At 45.4% G+C, this 16,377-nt stretch carries 17 protein-coding genes; 9 read left to right on the top strand and 8 right to left on the bottom strand.

The features are described from left to right. Positions 1-30 precede the first annotated feature (30 nt). Both greA and BKB51_RS05415 read left to right on the top strand, forming a co-directional pair. Positions 31-507 carry a transcription elongation factor GreA gene (gene greA, locus BKB51_RS05410; RefSeq protein WP_047764414.1) on the top strand — a complete coding sequence of 159 codons (477 nt, stop codon included), beginning with the start codon at positions 31-33 and terminating at the stop codon, positions 505-507. A gap of 91 nt (positions 508-598) precedes the next feature. Then, positions 599-1,162, top strand: coding sequence for a histidine phosphatase family protein (locus BKB51_RS05415; protein ID WP_085900035.1), 564 nt, complete (start codon positions 599-601; stop codon positions 1,160-1,162). A gap of 7 nt (positions 1,163-1,169) precedes the next feature. Here the strand turns inward: BKB51_RS05415 and BKB51_RS05420 are convergent, their stop codons facing one another. Together BKB51_RS05420 and BKB51_RS05425 are read right to left on the bottom strand one after the other, a co-directional pair. Next, positions 1,170-1,826 carry a lysozyme inhibitor LprI family protein gene (locus tag BKB51_RS05420; protein ID WP_085900036.1) on the bottom strand — a complete coding sequence of 219 codons (657 nt, stop codon included), beginning with the start codon at positions 1,824-1,826 and terminating at the stop codon, positions 1,170-1,172. 28 nt (positions 1,827-1,854) lie between these two features. After that, positions 1,855-3,954 (bottom strand): S9 family peptidase, encoded by a 2,100-nt coding sequence (locus BKB51_RS05425; RefSeq protein ID WP_085900037.1) that lies wholly within the window; start codon positions 3,952-3,954, stop codon positions 1,855-1,857. Positions 3,955-4,080: 126 nt separating this feature from the next. On the opposite strand from BKB51_RS05425, the gene BKB51_RS05430 reads away from it, so the two are divergent. From BKB51_RS05430 to BKB51_RS05440, 3 genes are all read left to right on the top strand, one after another. Then, on the top strand, positions 4,081-4,257 hold the full coding sequence (locus BKB51_RS05430; protein ID WP_085900038.1) for a DUF4169 family protein: 177 nt from the start codon (positions 4,081-4,083) through the stop codon (positions 4,255-4,257). A gap of 201 nt (positions 4,258-4,458) precedes the next feature. Next, the gene (locus BKB51_RS05435; RefSeq protein ID WP_198946638.1) at positions 4,459-4,881 is read left to right on the top strand and encodes a MerR family transcriptional regulator; all 423 of its coding nucleotides are present in this window, start codon (positions 4,459-4,461) and stop codon (positions 4,879-4,881) included. Between the two features lie 3 nt (positions 4,882-4,884). Then, positions 4,885-5,271: a carboxymuconolactone decarboxylase family protein gene (locus BKB51_RS05440; protein ID WP_085900039.1), complete on the top strand. Its 387-nt coding sequence runs from the start codon at positions 4,885-4,887 to the stop codon at positions 5,269-5,271. Between the two features lie 83 nt (positions 5,272-5,354). On the opposite strand, the gene BKB51_RS05445 is transcribed toward BKB51_RS05440, so the two are convergent. Beyond that, positions 5,355-6,044, bottom strand: a complete 690-nt coding sequence (locus BKB51_RS05445; RefSeq protein WP_085900040.1) for a cell wall hydrolase — start codon at positions 6,042-6,044, stop codon at positions 5,355-5,357. A 708-nt stretch (positions 6,045-6,752) separates the two neighbouring features. Between BKB51_RS05445 and BKB51_RS05450 the strand changes: the two genes are divergently transcribed. The 4 genes from BKB51_RS05450 (at position 6,753) to ung (ending at position 10,878) form a co-directional block, all read left to right on the top strand. Continuing rightward, positions 6,753-7,589, top strand: coding sequence for a DUF748 domain-containing protein (locus BKB51_RS05450; RefSeq protein WP_085900041.1), 837 nt, complete (start codon positions 6,753-6,755; stop codon positions 7,587-7,589). Between the two features lie 182 nt (positions 7,590-7,771). Then, positions 7,772-9,031 carry an FAD-dependent monooxygenase gene (locus BKB51_RS05455; RefSeq protein ID WP_085900042.1) on the top strand — a complete coding sequence of 420 codons (1,260 nt, stop codon included), beginning with the start codon at positions 7,772-7,774 and terminating at the stop codon, positions 9,029-9,031. A gap of 180 nt (positions 9,032-9,211) precedes the next feature. Further along, on the top strand, positions 9,212-10,129 hold the full coding sequence (locus tag BKB51_RS05460) for a LysR family transcriptional regulator (RefSeq protein ID WP_125911796.1): 918 nt from the start codon (positions 9,212-9,214) through the stop codon (positions 10,127-10,129). 50 nt (positions 10,130-10,179) lie between these two features. Next, complete coding sequence (gene ung, locus BKB51_RS05465; RefSeq protein WP_085900044.1) at positions 10,180-10,878, top strand: uracil-DNA glycosylase; 699 nt, start codon at positions 10,180-10,182, stop codon at positions 10,876-10,878. A 70-nt stretch (positions 10,879-10,948) separates the two neighbouring features. Here the strand turns inward: ung and BKB51_RS05470 are convergent, their stop codons facing one another. The 5 genes from BKB51_RS05470 to BKB51_RS05490 form a co-directional block, all read right to left on the bottom strand. Continuing rightward, positions 10,949-11,491 carry a glycine cleavage system transcriptional repressor gene (locus BKB51_RS05470; protein WP_085900045.1) on the bottom strand — a complete coding sequence of 181 codons (543 nt, stop codon included), beginning with the start codon at positions 11,489-11,491 and terminating at the stop codon, positions 10,949-10,951. 244 nt (positions 11,492-11,735) lie between these two features. Next, positions 11,736-12,962: an extracellular solute-binding protein gene (locus tag BKB51_RS05475; RefSeq protein ID WP_085900046.1), complete on the bottom strand. Its 1,227-nt coding sequence runs from the start codon at positions 12,960-12,962 to the stop codon at positions 11,736-11,738. A gap of 372 nt (positions 12,963-13,334) precedes the next feature. Beyond that, positions 13,335-14,204, bottom strand: coding sequence for an ABC transporter permease (locus BKB51_RS05480; RefSeq protein ID WP_085900047.1), 870 nt, complete (start codon positions 14,202-14,204; stop codon positions 13,335-13,337). A gap of 11 nt (positions 14,205-14,215) precedes the next feature. Next, positions 14,216-15,115, bottom strand: coding sequence for an ABC transporter permease (locus tag BKB51_RS05485; protein WP_198946639.1), 900 nt, complete (start codon positions 15,113-15,115; stop codon positions 14,216-14,218). After that, complete coding sequence (locus BKB51_RS05490) at positions 15,112-16,272, bottom strand: ABC transporter ATP-binding protein (RefSeq protein WP_085900048.1); 1,161 nt, start codon at positions 16,270-16,272, stop codon at positions 15,112-15,114. Before BKB51_RS05490 ends, BKB51_RS05485 begins: the two co-directional genes overlap by 4 nt. Positions 16,273-16,377: the final 105 nt, after the last annotated feature.

Genomic DNA, 16,377 nt, shown 5'->3' on the forward strand with positions numbered 1-16,377 from the left:
AACTGTTTTTATAAACGCCTGGAAAAGCGAATGAGTGAAAAGTTCCCTATGACCAAGGAGGGCCTTGCCCGCCTTGAAGAAGAGCTCCGTAACCTGAAAGTTGTCGAGCGTCCGGCAGTGATTCGCGCAATCGCTGAAGCACGCGAGCACGGCGATCTGTCAGAGAACGCCGAGTACCACGCCGCCCGAGAAAAGCAGAGCTTTATTGAGGGCCGAGTTCTTGAGCTTGAAGCACGGATCTCGCGCGCAGAGGTAATCGATGTTGCAGCAATGAGTGGTTCGACCGTGAAATTCGGTGCAACCATCACCATTGCCGACGAAGACACCGACGAAGAATCCACCTATCAACTGGTTGGCGATCTGGAAGCAGATGTCAAAGCTGGCCGCATTGCCATTACATCGCCTATGGCGCGCGCAATGATTGGTAAAGAAGAAGGTGATTCAGTTGAAGTCAGAACACCAGCTGGTGAAAAGGGCTATGAAATCGTCAAGATTGAATATATTTAAGCCACAATTTCTTGGCTAAGTTAATACCCGGTACTCCTTTGAGATACCGGGTATTTTTTATGTATAACCGAATCTAACGGAACTCGCCTCTATGCTACTTCACAAAGAATTCTATTACATTCGCCACGGACAAACCGACTGGAACGCCAAGGGCTTGATGCAGGGATTTACCGACATCCCCCTGAACGAGACCGGACGAAAACAGGCTTGCGAAGCAGCAGAATCCATCAAGCACGTTAAAATCGAAACCATCTGCGCAAGCCCGCTAGGCCGCGCCCTCGAAACCGCCCAAATTCTCAATCAGGTTCTCAATTGTGAAATTGTCGTTATTGATGAGCTTAAAGAAGCAGGCTTTGGGAAACAGGAAGGGCTTGTCGACGACGGATGGTTCGAAGCCTGGAAAGACGGCGAATTTACCCCTGATGGGGCAGAGACAAGACTTGAGTTTATTGAGCGCGCAACAAATGCCGTCAACAAGGCGATTAATCGCCCAGGCCCTGTTTTAATCGCAGCCCACGGTGGCCTTTACGGGGCTATAAAACATCATTTCGATTTACCGGATTACCAACCACTCCCTAACTGCGCCCTCTGTCATCACACACCGCCGAATGCAGAAAATTCTCTTTGGCAGAGAAAATTTGTAAATTCAGTGTAGAAGTCGCTTATTCAAAAAAACGCACTGTTTGATAAAAGAAAGATTGAGAAAGCTCACTATTAAGGGATGCGCTGTGAATTCTCATGATAGATCCGCCTTGCTCTTGCCCATAGGTATAAAAACTATCCATCAAACTTGCTTTATAAGCCAACCATTTTGTCTTTGCCTCTGAAAGCTGTGTAAACACTGTTTCTGAGGCACTTTGTGAAAGCTCATCAAAAAGGTAATCACTCTCACCATTCCAGCGTTCAGCGCTTTGATGAAAACATCCCGCAATATCTAAAGTTGTCATTGCGGTTTCAAGACAAGCTTTCTCTAGCAGCTCAATCGGATTATCTTCTGGGACAAAGACAACTTTGAAAAGCTCAGCATCAGACTTGCGCCGGACGCCGATACCATTACCAGCATCGATAACCAGCTCGAACTTTTCACCCCTATCCCATTTCTCAATTTGTTCAAACGAGATAAACCGATAATAAAAGGCCGCTTCCAGCTCCTTGCCTGCCTCTGTCTGGAAATACACATAGCCCGGATCATGGAACTCTTTATAAACCAGCTCTTCAAGGATCAGTGTTTGTGACGCCTCCTCGGCCCCTGCATTAGAAGCCGTAAAAGCGAAAAGGAAAGAGAGAACCAATAAAAAACACCTATACCATCTTTTCATATTCGCACTCTCTCCTTTTTAGTACGACTTACAGATCAAATACTTTCAATAAGAAAGCATCCATCAGGGCCACTTCTTTCAAACGTTCAAAGCGTCCGGAAGCACCGCCGTGACCTGCGGACATATTGGTTTTGAAGATCAGATAATTACTATCCGTTTTTAGCTCGCGCAGGCGCGCAACCCATTTTGCAGGCTCCCAATAGGTAACGCGGGGATCAGTCAGCCCGGCCGTTACCAGTATATTCGGATAGTCCTGTGCCGTCACATTATCAACAGGTGAATAGGACTTAATATAGTCATAAGCGTCTTTACTTGCGATCGGATTGCCCCATTCCGGCCATTCTGGCGGCGTCAACGGCAACGTTTCATCACACATGGTTGTCAGAACGTCCACGAAGGGAACATCCGCAACAATCGCTTTGAAGAGATCAGGACGCATATTTGAGATAACACCCATTAACATACCACCGGCACTTCCGCCGTGTGCTGCAATCTGCCCTGCAGATGTATAGCCCTCAGCAATAAGATGCTCAGCCGCCGCGACAAAATCGATGAAGGTATTCTTCTTCTTGTCCATTTTACCATCGAGATACCAGCCATAGCCCTTATCTGTACCGCCGCGAATATGAGCAATAGCATAGACAAAACCACGATCGACTAACGAAAAGCTGCTCCGCATAAATCCAGCAGGGATTGCATTCCCATAGGATCCATAGCCGTAGAGCAACAAAGGAGCCTTGCCATCCAATATGGTATCTTTTTTGTATATCAGTGAGATCGGCACCAGTGCACCATCATGCGAAGGTGCCAATAGCCTCCGAACCGCATAATCATCCGGATTGTGCCCGCTTGGGATTTCGTCTTCCTTGCGCAGTGTCCGTTCACGGTTTTCCATATCGTAATCAAACACACGCGCGGGTGTTGATGGCGACGAATAGCTAAAACGCAGTGCCTTAGTATCGAACTCATATCCGCCGGACATGCCAAGGCTATAAGCCTCTTCATCAAAAGCGATCTCGTGCTCCTGACTGTCAGCAAAACGCGTTACAATAATTTTTGGCAGGCCCTCAACACGTTCCAGTCTTGCCATGAAATCTTTGAATACGATCAAGCTCAGAATCAATACCCCCGGCTTATGAGCAACCAGGTCTTTCCAATTTTCTCGCTCTGCTTTGTTCAAAGACGTTTCACAGATCTTGAAATCCACCGCATCATTGGCATTGGTCAGAATGAGAAGACGACCCTCATGATCACTGACTTCATATTCAATACCCGGTTCACGGATGGATACGACAAGGGGTTGGGAAGCAGGATTGTGTGCCGGAATTAAGTGAACTTCAGATGTTTGATGATCGTGCGCCAGTATCTGAATAAATTTACCGGACTCGCTTTTCCCAATACCGACAAAAAAGCCAGGATCGCTTTCCTCGTAGACAAGTACATCAAGGCTTTCATCATCACCCAGATAATGCCGCAGTACTTTTGAAGGACGGTGATTATCATCCAGTACCGTATAGAACAGCGTTTGATTATCTGCCGCCCACACCACAGAACCGGATGTACTGTCAATCACATCGTCCAGTTCTGCACCGGTCACTAAATCTCTAATTCTCAGGATGTAATATTCAGAACCTTTTTCATCGACACTATAAGCGAGAAAACGATGATCAGGACTGTGAGTACAGCTTGCGATCTGGAAAAAGTCTTTACCTTCTGCCTTTTGATTTCCATCGAGAAGAACCTCTTCGTCTCCTTGGTTATCTCGTGGTTTACGACAGAAGATCGGGTGCTGTTGCCCTTCTTCATAACGGACATAATACAGCCAAGGGCCGTCCGGCGATGGTACCGAAGAATCATCTTCCTTAATCCGCCCCTTCAGCTCCTCAAACAAGAGCTTTTGCAGATCTTCCGTATCTGCCATAACGGCCTTACAGTATCCGTTTTCCTGCTCAAGATAGTCCCGAATATCCGGCGCTAATTTATCCGGTTGCCGCATGACTTCCTGCCAGTTATCTGCCCGCAACCATGCATAGGGATCTTCGCGTCGATCACCATGTAACTCATGCACACAACTTTTTTGCTGTGCTTTGGGGGCAAAGGTATTTTCAGATACAGGACTGCGGCTCATCTTGGTTCCATCTGGTCATAAAAAAGTTCTGGTACAGAAGCATTAAATGGTTACATCATATTAGGAAACAAGAAATGACAGGAAATTGTATCTGATCACATCACATACAAAAGGCAGAGTTATTCCATGAACAATGTTATCAATCTAAAGCAAGCTCGCAAGAACAAGGCCCGGAAAGAAAAATCCGCAAAGGCTGCTGATAACCGTGTTGAGTTTGGCCGAACAAAAGTTGAAAAAGAAATTTCCAAAGCGCAAAAAGAGCGTCAGACAAAAATTCTCGACGACCATAAACTTGATTCTTAAATCATTCTCTCACTCAACTCATAAACTGGCTTCTGACATTTTTTAATACATTTCATAAAAAATGCCCTTGACCTAGAGCGCACTCCAGCATTTACGATCTGATTTATCCGCTTTCAAAGTATAGAAGAACATACATGTAGTTCTGAAAAGCTAAAGGAAGTGGACACCTCTACTCACGACAAAACGAGCGTAGGAAAAATTATGTATATCGGCGAGCTTTCAACCCAGAGCGGTCTCTCCATAGATACTCTTCGTTACTATGAAAAAATCGGTCTGATCCCAGATCCGACACGAGATCAAGGAGGCCGACGTGTTTATCAGGAATCAATTAAGGACTGGATTGCCTTCCTAAAGAAGCTCCGTGCCACCGGAATGGGGGTTAAAGACATGGCCCGATACGCTGCTTTACGAGAAATGGGGCCTGAAACAGCAAATCAACGCCGCAAGATGCTCGAAGACAGACGGGATATTGTGAGCGCAAAAATAGACGAGCTTTCAGATTGTCTGAATTTATTAAATTACAAAATTGACCTCTACGAAGAAATGGAACGTGACGGTCTGAAAACAAGCTCTCCTCTGGAAGCTAAAGTTCAGACCAAAGGCTTATTAAAAAAGGAAAATTAAAAAATGGATAAATCCGCATTACAAAAAGGGCGTGATTATGCAGCACAAAACCTCGCCCCAAATCTCGAAGAAATTTTAGGCGAACGATACGACGGGCTAGTCCCGGATATGTCAGAAAGCCTTATTGAATGGGCCTACGGGCGCCATTACTGCCGCGAGGGCCTTGATGCAAAAACCAGACAGCTTTGCACCATCGCGGCGCTAACGGTCTTAGGCGGGCATACAGCCCCCCAGCTTAAAATTAATATTGAGCATTCCCTCAGAAGCGGGGCCAGTAAAAAAGAAATCGCTGAAACGATCTGGCAGATGGCCGTATATGGCGGGTTACCTGCTGCTATTAATGGATTAAATACAGCGAAAGAAGTTTTCGAAGCTCAAGAGACACAATAAGTAACGATAAACAAGTATCATTCCGACACAAAAAAAGCGCCATGAAAATTGGCGCTTTTTAACATCTCGATTACAACGTTAAATCACTTCACTTCAAGAGAAGCAACTTCGAGATCATCTGTTTTCTCACGATAGAAAATGTGCCGGCCAATTGTCGGCCCCTCATCAAAAGCAGTTCGCCATTTAGGGCTTACATAATCAGCGTGGTACCAAAGTGCACCTTCGCTTACATCGTTGGAAACACCCCAATATACATAGCGAGCAAGCTTTTGGGCTTCTTCCCAAGATGCCTGATCTTTAATTTCGTCCTTCTTGCCATCACACCACCAAGAGAATTGGCACTTGTTCAAGCGCGAAGATCCACCTTGCTGAACCACACCACAAATAGTTGACGGAAATCTGTCGCTTGCCACACGGTTAAGTACAACATGCGCCACCGCGCGTTTACCACTTGTATTTTCACTACGGGATTCAAAATAAATGTTCTGCGCCAGACACTCTAGTTCAGTGTCATAACTCGCCGGTGTTGGACGACGACGCTCTAGTTCAGGCAAGACAGCGTAATCACGCGCCAGGGGCCTAACATCAACAGGGGAAATGAAATCATCTTCCGCCACTTGTACTGCTTGGGCATTTTGCTGCGCTTCAGGCGCAATTAGCCCTGCACTGATAACCAATGCAAACAAGAATGACGAAAAACCATACCAATGATTACGGAATTGGCCACGTAGCCGATACCCTATCCGTCTAATCTGTTGTAAACCACGTCTCATTTAAGTACCTCAGCTTATCACTTCAGCAGCTTCTTCAAGCCCGTGCCCACACAGCCTGTCTCATTGTGAGCGTACCCCGATATGGGGATGAATTGAAAACAAACAACCCTATGTCGCTTGTCACGCCCAAATCTTTACAAGAGATTAACATCAAGAGTCAAAGAAATATTTATCATGAATTAGAGACAAAAACGCCTAAAACTACTTACAATCCTCATGAATACATGAAATAAAAACATTAATTACTATAAAGAATTTAATTTTACTTTAAATAAAAAATATTCAGCCATGCATCTTTCGCATGGTCCCTATGTTACCCAATGAAACACAGCTTTATTTATTGTGATAAAAATGAGACCGCAGAGAAAAATACTCTCCAGAAACATAAACAATTGATAAAAAACACTATTTGAAAATAGTTTGTTTTTATATGAATTCTTTACGTTAACAATTTTTATTTAGAAAATGCCTCGTGATAAAATTGCAACAGGCAAAAAGCATTCGAAACGCTCTCTCGATATCACTTATTTTAATTAACCTTTTTACTTCAAGCGTTAACCATATTTACTACATAAAAATCTCTACGTTTATATGGATTCACGCCAAATTCCCTCAGAAATGACACCAATTTGCGGCATCTACCTATAGATTTTCACCGTGACAAATGTTTAAGTGCCGTATCGCAAAAACCTCGGGGAAGCCTGAAAAATGAACAAGACCATCAAAATTGCTGGTATTACACTCATCTCACTCGCTGTGTTGATTGTTGCTGGCGTCATCTTCATCTACTCTTCTCTGGATTCAATCGTCAAAGCAGCCGTTGAAAGCGTTGCCTCGGACATGACCCAGACAGAAGTCACACTGAACAATGTCTCTATATCACCGACTACCGGCGAAGGGAGCCTTTCCGGCTTTCTTATGAGCAACCCTAAAGGTTTCAAATCAAGCGACGCTTTTAAGTTTGAAGAAATCACGATTAAAGTCGATCCGGCGTCCATCGCCAGCGACGTCGTGGTAATTAACGAAATACGTATAAAGGCGCCACACATCACCTATGAAGTTGGTCCACAGAAAAGCAATATCGACACAATTAATGAAAACGCTCAATCGAGCAGTAATTCAGATAACAACAGTGACAGCGCATCAGATTCCGGCCCCAAATTCATCGTAGAGCACCTCTACCTGAACGATGGTGAAGTTTCTGTTGCTGCAGCGCCACTTGGCGACAAGACAATTGATGTTGATCTTCCAAACATACACCTCAAAGACATTGGCAAAGGCGGTAACGGTGCGACCCCCGATGTTATTTTGAAAGCTACCCTTGGCGCTGTTACGAAGAATATTACCAGCGCTTTAGGATCTGTTGATCTTGAAGGTATTGCAAAAGACGTAAAAGGCCGTGTTCAAGACCTTTCTGAAGGTGCTGCCAGTGGTGCGTCGACTGTGACAGATACTGTCGGTGATGCCGCTTCAGGTGCAGGTGAAGGCTTAAAGGATGCTGCTGATGGAGCAGGAGATGCCCTAAAAGGTTTGCTTGGCGACTAACGCGACATAACCAAACCTAAAGAAAAATGGAGCTCTTGATTGCAAGTGGCTCCATTTTTTTATCCTATCCTGAAAAAATCTCTGAACTGTGACAAGACAACGCCTTGCACCACTGTTACTTTGGGAGTACCTCAGATACACAATAATACCTTCCGCATTCAGCACAGGTGTAACCAGAGACAATGACCGACCAAAATTCTCCCGTAATGCTCGCAAATCAGGTTCAGATCATCGGTGGAGGATTGGCCGGATTAAGCTTGGCCGCAGCACTTGGAGCAGCGGATATAAAAACTCTCTTGGTCGATCTTGAGCCTCCCTTACCGGAGGACCCTTATCAAGATGCAAAAGATAACCGTACAACAGCATTGATTCAAAACTCTATCAATCTGCTGAATGCTTGTGGTGCCTGGGCCGGGTGTGAAGAATACGCCACAGCACTATCAGTGATGCGAATTGTTAACCTGCCACGGGGAAAACAAAAATACCCCAGTTCAACAGATTTTGATTCCCGGGAAATAAATGATAGCCCCTTTGGTTTCAATGTCCCCAATGCTGTGTTGAGAAGAGTGCTATGTACCAGACTAAGCGAACTTCCCTCTGTCACGCACCTGACCTCAACGAAGATGGAAACACTGGAGAGTAGTGAAAATGGCTATATACTTGGCCTATCCAATGGACAGCAATCTATTGCAGAGCTAACAGTTGGCGCAGATGGGAAAAACTCCCCAAGCCGTAAAGCCATTGGCATTAAATCCATGTCATGGCCCTATCCACAGACCGCAATCACCTGTTATATCGAACACAGTAAACCTCACCAAAATATTTCCACGGAAACCCATTATCCCGCCGGTCCCTTCACACTCGTCCCCATGATGGGCAAACGATCTTCCATTGTCTGGGTAGAAGAAACCGCGTTGGCAAAAAAGCTGCTCGCACAAGATGATGAAAGCTTTACCAAGGCGCTGAAAGAGAAAATCAAAGGCCGCTTGGGAACCGTTAAGCTATTTGGAAAACGGGGTGGCTTCCCCATATCTGCCATGCTCAGCAACTCCTTTCACGACCAACGCTTTGCGTTGATCGCCGAAGCAGCACACGCCCTGCCCCCGATTGCAGCTCAAGGGCTCAATTTGAGTTTGCGTGATGTCGCTGTTCTTGCCGAACTATTAATTGATCAAAACAATAAAAGAAGCGACCTCGGCGACATTCAGTTGCTCGAAGACTATGACCGCGCCAGACACTTTGATGTTTTCACCCGCTTGGCAGCTGCAGACGGGCTTAACCGATTTGCCTCCAATGACAGCGCCATTCTGCACAAGGTACGAGATCTTGGTTTATCCGCAGTACGGAACTTTGCCCCCTTGCGTCATTTCATGATGAAATCTGGCATGACATCTCCTCTTGGAACGCCAAGCCTGATGACCGGCAAGGAAATAAAAAAATAATCCACTCATGTCGCCAAAGTTATATGACATTGACGCTTTGATGAATGGCTTTCAAAACATATCCCCTTATATCTTCTAGGGATATGTTATATATATCCTTATGTCAGGAATTCGGCACGCCGTAGTTCTTCAAAGAATAACAAAACAATAAAACTTACTGCACCACAGGAGGTGACTACCTTGGATTTGCGCCAATTGGAACTACTCTGTGCGCTGGCGCGCGAAAAGCATTTCGGACGGGCTGCCAAAAACTGTAATATTTCACAACCCGCCTTTTCCGCCAGAATTCGACAGCTGGAAAACGAACTTGGCGTTCCAATCGTCAAGCGAGAGCGCAGTTTTCAGGGGTTAACGACGGAAGGTGAACTGGTTGTCACAATTGCACAGCGCATTCTTGCCGAAGCCCGCACCCTAAAGCAATCGCTGAGTCAAATGAGCAAAGGCTTGGCAGGCCACCTTCGTATTGGCGCCATTCCATCGGCGATGCCGATGATGTCACTTATCAAAAACCCTTTTTGCGAAGCGCACCCTAATATAACAGTTTCAATTCTGTCCCTCTCTTCCTCAGAAATACAGTTGGGTCTGGAAAAATTCGATCTTGAAGTCGGCGTCACCTATCTGAGTAATGAGCTCAGCACCAACGTCGAAAGCCACGAACTTTATCACGAAGAATATTCCCTAATTCACAAAGCAGACGGCCCCTTAAAAGACAGAGAGACAATTACATGGCAGGAAGCTGCTGAGCTGCCGCTTAGCCTATTAACAAGGGATATGCAGTACCGGCGCATTATTGATAAAACCTTTGAAGAACTCGATTGTTTTGTCACGCCACATACACAAACCAACTCTATCACACAGCTGCTTCATGAAACGCGATTTGGCAACACATCCAGCATCGTCCCCATCAGCTTGATTCATGTTCTCCGAAATTTGGAAGGTGTCGTTGCCATCCCGTTGTCAGAGCCAAGACTTGTGAACAAAATCGGCATGATTATCGCAAAAAGAGAGCCTAGCTCTCCCATTGCGAAAGAATTTTTTAAACATACCAAACGCCTGGATGTGGAAAAACTACTGCATGAAGCTGGCCAGGAAAGCTGAAATAATAATCAACGATAGAGATCTCCTATATCAGTGATGAGTTATCAGTGATGAGTACAACATCAGACACCATCAAGCTCGACCCAAGCTGGAAAGAAGCTCTGTTTTCTGAGTTTAGCAAAGACTATATGCGAAATCTGAAAGCCTTTCTGAAACAGCAAAAAGACAGCAAAAAAGTTATCTTCCCCAAGGGAAATGAGTATTTTCAGGCACTTGATCTAACACCGATAGATCAAGTGAAGGTCGTCATTTTAGGGCAAGATCCCTATCACGGCCCCGGGCAGGCCCATGGCTTATGTTTTTCTGTTCGGCCTGATGTTCCTCTCCCCCCTTCCCTCAAAAATGTCTATAAGGAAATGGAACAGGATCTCGGTATTCATCAACCGTCTCATGGGTATCTGAACTCGTGGGCCGAACAGGGTGTTTTATTACTCAATTCAGTATTAACCGTAGAGCAAAACAAAGCCGGATCTCATCAAGGGCGTGGCTGGGAACTTTTTACGGATAAGATAATTGAAACGCTTAATCACCGGCATGACGGTTTGGTCTTTATGCTGTGGGGAAGTTACGCACAAAAAAAGGGGGCTGTCATTGATAGAGAACGGCACCTCGTTCTGCAATCGCCACATCCTTCGCCTTTAAGTGCACATCGTGGATTTTTTGGTAATCAACATTTCTCAAAAGCAAATGCGTATCTGGAAAAACAAAAAAAGACAGCCATAAACTGGTTGCTTCCAGAAACCCCTTGATTCTTTATATCATTGGAGCTTTCCGAACCAATTTTTGACTGTCTTTTCTGATTACCGAGCGTAAGGAAGTTTAAATTCGTGTCACAGTTCCTTGCAAATCATCCATCGTAATATCGACAAACAACTGATTCGCCAGTTCTTCCAACTGATCACGAATACTATCAACAGGAACAGAAGTCGGGATGGCTATATTTATCTCGGCACTGAAAATTCTCTCAGAAGACATTGCACCATCTTGACAGTCCGTCGAAATTTCATTGATCCCGATTTTCTTCTCTGCCAGAGCATGGGAAATATCCTGAACAATTCCGGGATGATCCGGACCGATAATCTCCAAACTAAGTTCACGCAATGTCTCGTCAGAACCAGCTTTTGCTTCTTGCTCGATAATAAGTTGGCAGTTTGCACAGCCAAGAGACTGAATATCGCGCTCAAGCGCTTTGTGATTAGCTTCAGGAACTGAAACACGGACAATACCGGCGAAGTTACTGGATAGTCTGGTCATCCGGCTTTCCAGCCAATTCCCACCATGTTTATTCACCATCGTGGACAGGTCATCAACCAATCCGGGGCGGTCAGAGCCAATAACTGTAAGGATAATGATATTCGCCATGTCACAATTCCTTTTCCCTGTGCATTACATAATCAGTATAGATCGCAAACCCTCTATTATTTATACAAAAACGACTTTATTAGGTCTCTTTATGACATAAAATTTCAAATACGCTGTCATCCCAAGATAGAAGTACCTTCAAACCAGTTTATCGTTTGAGCAGTATACACCATATTATCAGTCATATATGTCTCAATTTATACAGCGATGACTTCTCTCGTTTTTAACAACACAAAAAATGAGATCAGGCTTCTTTATATTTGCGGATATAAACAGCCCGCAGATCTTTGAACCAGGCTGGTTCCGGCTTGAGCCAATAAAGATCATCAATAGCCTCACCTTCGTCATACGAGAAGTTGAAGCGTTCTTGAGCTGCCAGATCCAGCTCTTCATGGGCATCTTTGACAGCAGAGTTATACCCGGAATAGGCCATAAACATTCCCGCCCCCTTGGGAGAAAGCAACCAGTTGATCAACTCATAACTCTGATCAACATTCTGACTACCTTCGGGAATAGCAAGCGTATCCAGCCAGGCAAGCGCACCTTCTTTCGGGGCCAAAAATTTAAATCGACTGGTTGTCTGTTTCCATAGTGTATGCGCTGCACCGCCCCACCCCTGCCCGATGACACAGTTATTTAGCGTAAAGGCAGAAGCCAAACCTTCTGTATCCATCCAAAATTGGCGAACATGTGGCTTGTGCTCTTGAGCAAAAAGGAGCGCTTCACCTAGAACTTGTCGGGCGAGATCTTCGTTAACGTAGGCTGAATTCAGGCGCTCCCCCGTACCATCCAGCATTAATGCCATTGATGTCAGCGCTGATTCAGGACGTGTTGCGACAAAACCTTTGTTTTCAAATGACCACTGATCACCCCACGAAAGCTCGCCCGGTTGGTAGTCCCGCAGAAGGCTGTCAAACACGATCCCTTCACAGCCCCATGCAAAAGGCAGTGCATACCGCCGCCCCCTGTATATCGTTCCCATACTTTCAGCATTCTTCAAAATACTGCCATGGATGAGATCAAAATCTAACTTTTCCTCTTCAATCGGGCGTAAGAGGTCTTTAGCCAGATACCAGTTTGTTAAAAAGGACGAAGATGGAAAGACGAGATCAAATCCCCGTCCCTTGGTCGCTTTCAAAGTCAGCAGAGCTTCGCTATTACTCTCGTATTCCGTTAAATAAATTTGAATGCCAGTGTCTTTTTTGAACTCAGAGATCATTTCATCGCTGAAATATCCCTGCCAGGAAAAGACTTCTAGTTCCTGCTCTGTGCTAATGGCCGGAGATGCAAGAGAAGGAGATGCAAGAAAGGATGTTGCGCAGCCGATCCCGGCAAGACCAATCGTTCCTTTTAAAAGATGACGGCGACTAATTTCATGATCTGATTTTTTTGCTCTAACAGTACTTTTCTCGGAATGAGATCGACAAGAAGTCAATGAGCTTTGAACAAGTGGGCGATACGGCACGACCATGGACTGATACTTTCTAATACATTCTTGATCGAGACATGCGACCAAGCCCCCACTTAATCCACTTGCCTGATTTAGTTAAATAAAACTCTATCAAAATACAAATTATACACTTGTTAAAAATCAGTCCCCAAGCCTTCAACAAGTATCAGAACGCAGCATAATAGGCCTGCCACAAAAAAGCCACTCAGAAAGTAATTCATAGCTTGCAACACTACTAAAAAAAGGCCGGGCTAAAAAGCCCGGCCAAGTCTGTGGGGTAAGTTACTCGAAGAGCAACTTCCTTTTTATGCGTCAACCTTTCGGATCGGACGACGCATAACTCTTGTGGCCAACCTGAAGAGCAATCTCTTCATTCTCTCTCAGGACCACATATTACTCACTGTCTGGAACCTTTTTATCCCGCTGCACAAATACAGAGATAAGAGCCAGAACACCCGATACGACCATCAACATCAACGACACAGCATTCAATGCAGGGGTTGATCCTTGTTTCAGGCGATCAAACATCGTGATTGTCAAAGGAGAGTCAGATCCCACCAGCATCAGGGTCGTGTTGAAGTTTTCAAAAGACATAAGGAAACAAACAATTCCCGCCCCGATCATTGCAGGCTTCAGGAATGGCAACGTGATGGTCTTCACCGCTTCCCATTTTGTTGCGCCCAAATTCAGGGCGGCTTCTTCCAAACTGGTATCAAACTTGCGAAGTCGGGCGGAAATCACCAATGTGGTAATCGTGGTTACAAAAGCAAATTGCCCCATAATAACGATAAACAAACCCGGACGCAGGAAGTCCAGATCCAGCCCAAAACTATCTTCTACACCATTGGCAATCGAGTTGGTGAAAATCAAAATCGAAATTCCCAAGATCACCCCCGGAATAACCAATGGCATCAGGGCAAAAATATAGAGAATATTTTTCCCCCGGAAGGTATGGCGCTCGAACAAAAACGCATTACAGGTCCCGACAAAGACGGATAGCAGCGTCACACAAATTGCGATAAAACCGGAGTAGCCAATTGATTCCAAAAGTTGCCCATCATTAAAGACCCCGATACGGGAATCTTCTGTGCCAATAAACCAGTCGAAGGTGAAACCATTCCATGGCATGGACGGGAACAGACTGTCGTTAAATGCAAAGACACCAACAACCACAAGCGGTGCCGCCAGATATATAAAAAATAGCGTTATATAAGCCGCATAAAGACGGGTGCTGAACTTTGACTGAGGAAGAGACGGTATCATATCAACGCTCCTTATTTCACAGTATCAGCAAGTGTCTGGCGACTTAATTTCAAGCCGACAAAAACAATCGCAGATGAAAGGAATAAAAGAAGGAAGCCAAAGGCAGAACCAGATTCCCAGTTAAAGCGTGTGATAAACTGGTTATAGATTTGCTCGGTAAACCACAGGCTATCTTTCCCACCAAGAAGCGTCGGCGTCAGATAATTCCCCAGCGTCAGCATAAAGACAACAATACAGCCCGATGCGATCCCCGGCATTGCATGTGGAATAACGATCTCGCGCAGAATAGAGTACGTGCTGCCACCAAGATCATACCCGGCTTCGATAAGACTATCATCCAGTGTATCCAGCACAGAAACCAGCGGAACGACCATAAAGAGCATGGATGTATAAACCAAACCAACCATCAACGTCGCATCGCTATAGAGCAACTCAACAGGACCATCAACCAAGCCAGCCCATTGCAGAAAACTACTGATTACACCGGATTCACGTAACAAGATCATCCACCCGAAAGTTCTGACAAGCTCCGAAACCCAAAAGGGGATCAAGCACATCATAAATAGCAGGTTACGCTTTTTGCCTTTAAGAACTTTGGCAATGTAATAAGACACTGGGAAACCGACAACCAATGTGATCGCTGTTGCGACAATTGACATAACAGCTGTACGAACAAAGGTGTTCCAATAAAGCGGTTCGGTAAAGAACTCGATATAGTTCTGAAAACTGAAAGCATATTCCCGATACCCCAACTTTTCGCGTAGGGAAACAGTCAAAAGATCGAGATGCGGTAAAATAATAAGCAGGAACAGCCAGAGTAAAAGCGGTAGCATCAACAGGAAAGTCCCAAGCTTAATCATCGGGATTGTTGTGCTCTTTTCTGTTCCAGAAACCATCTGGAGTGTACTCATGCTGCTTGCTCCTCACCAAGACCAGCCTGAGGCGTACCCGTCTGGGATACGTAGGCGCGCGCTTTATCAATACCCCACGACAGACGAAGCTGTTCGCCAGATTTGAGATCACTGAAAGCACCTGTTTGCGGTAATGATACAGTTACTTGATGGCCTGTTTGCTGATCGCGCACCTGCGCGCGACTGTTCGCGCCGTCAAAGAGAAGGTTTTCGACGATCCCGGACAGCGTATTCTGACCATCTTCAATATGAGCACCTGTCTGCGCAGAGCTGTCTCGCTCAATGGTAATCGCTTCAGGACGTACAAAGAGCTCTACTCTGTCACCAGCATTAAGCACCCTCTCATTTCCTGTTATTCCGGCAATTACACCACCATCGTCAAGCGATACCAAGGCTTGTCCATTATCAAGGGAATCAACCCGCCCACTCCAGCGATTTGAATCACCAACAAACCCGGCGACGAAAGCCGTTTTGGGATTATAATAAAGGTCCTGCGGGGATCCGACTTGCTCAAACCGTCCTTCATTCATGACCGCAACATTATCGGACATCACCAAGGCTTCAGACTGGTCATGGGTAATATAGACAAAGGTTGTTCCAACTTCATGCTGAAGCTGTTTCAGCTCAACTTTCATGTGTTCGCGCAGTTTCAAATCGAGAGCACCTAATGGCTCATCAAGAAGCAAAACAGCTGGCTCAAGAACAAGGGAACGTGCAATTGCGATGCGCTGACGTTGCCCGCCAGAGAGCTGTGTGACATCCTTTGGTCCCGCATCTGGCAGGCTTACCCGTTCCAGCACATCAGCAACTTTTTTATCTATTTCAGCCTGCGGCAGTTTTCTACGCTTCAAGCCGTAGGCGATATTCTCAGCCACGTTCATCATGGGAAATAGTGCGAGGTGTTGGAAAACCATATTCACAGGACGCTTGTTCGGGGGAACCCCCAACATTGATTGTTCTTTGATGACAATGTCACCGGCTGTCGGTTCAATAAAACCGGCAAGCATACGTAAAAGAGTGGTTTTACCACAGCCACTTGGACCGAGTATTGAGAAAAAAGATCCCTTTGGAATTTCCAAAGACACATTATCAACCGCTGTAAACTTCCCAAAAGATTTCACCAGCTGGCGACACTCAAGATCCAATTGATTGCTCATATTCTTTATTTACCTACGAAAGGACGTTGTGTTTTATCAGGTCTATCGACCTCTTATGCCGGGCTTTAGAGTCCCCCGAGATTAGGACTTTAGCGACGAAACATT

It is taken from the genome of Kiloniella majae, assembly GCF_002118315.1.
Classification (GTDB): Bacteria; Pseudomonadota; Alphaproteobacteria; order Kiloniellales; family Kiloniellaceae; genus Kiloniella; species Kiloniella majae.